We start from the raw sequence: 1,381 nt of genomic DNA, 5'->3' as shown, positions 1-1,381 counted from the left end.
GATCGTGTCCCGGGAAGTGGTGTAACTCATCATGGCTTTGGCCATTGAGCTTGCCGTTTAGTTGATCACGGCCGACAGCTTGGCCTGTGGATTATCGCTGACGGCCTCAAAGGCCTCCAGCTGCATATACCGCCGTTGCAGGCACCACTCGTCGTTCTGCTCCAGCAGCATCGCCCCGACCAGCCGTGTGATGGCTGGGTCGTTGGGGAAGATCCCCACGACGTCGGTGCGACGCTTGATCTCTGCGTTGAGTCGCTCCAGAGGATTAGTGCTGTGCAGTTGCTGTCGGTGCGCCTTGGGAAACGCCATGTGCGCCAGTACTTCATCCTCGCAGCCGTCCATGAGCGTTGCGATCTTGGGGTACTTCTCGCGCAGTTGGTCAGCAACCAGGCGCCACTGCTGGTGGCATTCGGCACGGCTGTCTTGGGCGAAAACCGTGCGCAAAAGCGCCGCCACCATGGTGCGTTGTCCCTTGCCGACATGGGCCATGGCATTACGCATGAAATGCACGCGGCAGCGCTGCCAGGTCGCGTTGAAGACCTTGGAGACAGCCGCCTTGAGCCCTTCGTGGGCGTCAGAGATGACCAGCTTCACGCCGCGCAGGCCTCGTCGCATGAGGCTTCGCAGGAAGTCCGTCCAGAACGGTTCTGCTTCCGAAGGGCCAACCCGCATGCCCAACACCTCGCGCCCACCATCGGTGTTCACGGCCACGGCGATTATGACCGCGACCGAGACGATTCTCCCGGCCTCCCGCACCTTGACGTACGTAGCGTCGATCCACAGGTAGGGCCAATCGCCTTCCAGTGGGCGGTCGAGGAAAGCGTGGACACGTTCATCGATCTCGCCGGCCAGCCGTGACACTTGGCTCTTGGAGATGCCGGTCATGCCCATGGCCTTGACCAGTTCGTCCACCGAACGCGTTGAAACGCCTTGAATGTAGGCTTCCTGGATCACTGCCGTCATGGCCTTCTCTGCAGTACGTCGAGGCTCAAGAAAACCAGGAAAGTAGCTGCCTTGGCGCAGCTTGGGGATCTTAAGGTCAACGTCACCCGCGCGGGTTTGCCAGAGGCGATCACGGTAGCCGTTGCGGCTGTTTGTCCGGTCTGGGCTTTTGACATCGAAGCCGGCGCCGCACAGGCCTTCGACATCGAACTCCATCATGCGCTGGGCAACGAACTGGATCATTTGCTTGAGCAGATCAGCATCTGCCCCTTTCTCAACCAACTCGGTCAATGCGATAGTGGGCTTGGTCATCGTGGTTTCTCTGGTGAGTGTTTGGTCTTCGCAAACTCAACGTTAGCCAAGAACCACGATGACCATCCTCTTTCGCCCGCAGGGCGCCTTCGGCTGGTTCAGTTACACCACTTCCCGGGACACGATC

The 1,381-nt window shown here is 59.8% G+C and carries 1 protein-coding gene; it reads right to left on the bottom strand.

The features are described from left to right. Window positions 1-57: 57 nt before the first annotated feature. Window positions 58-1,254, bottom strand: coding sequence for an IS256 family transposase (locus CAG34_RS27265; protein ID WP_085593519.1), 1,197 nt, complete (start codon window positions 1,252-1,254; stop codon window positions 58-60). Between the last annotated feature and the right edge of the window lie 127 nt (window positions 1,255-1,381).

It is taken from the genome of Pseudomonas sp. B14(2017), assembly GCF_002113255.1.
Lineage (GTDB): Bacteria > Pseudomonadota > Gammaproteobacteria > Pseudomonadales > Pseudomonadaceae > Aquipseudomonas > Aquipseudomonas putida_Z.
Note: the sequence above shows the minus strand (reverse complement) of the source record. Positions and strands in the feature narration are given on the sequence as shown.

Coding starts and splice junctions, on each gene's coding strand:
- CAG34_RS27265 (WP_085593519.1), bottom strand. CDS start 1,254: ATGACCAAGCCCACTATCGCATTGACCGAGTTGGTTGAGAAAGGGGCA.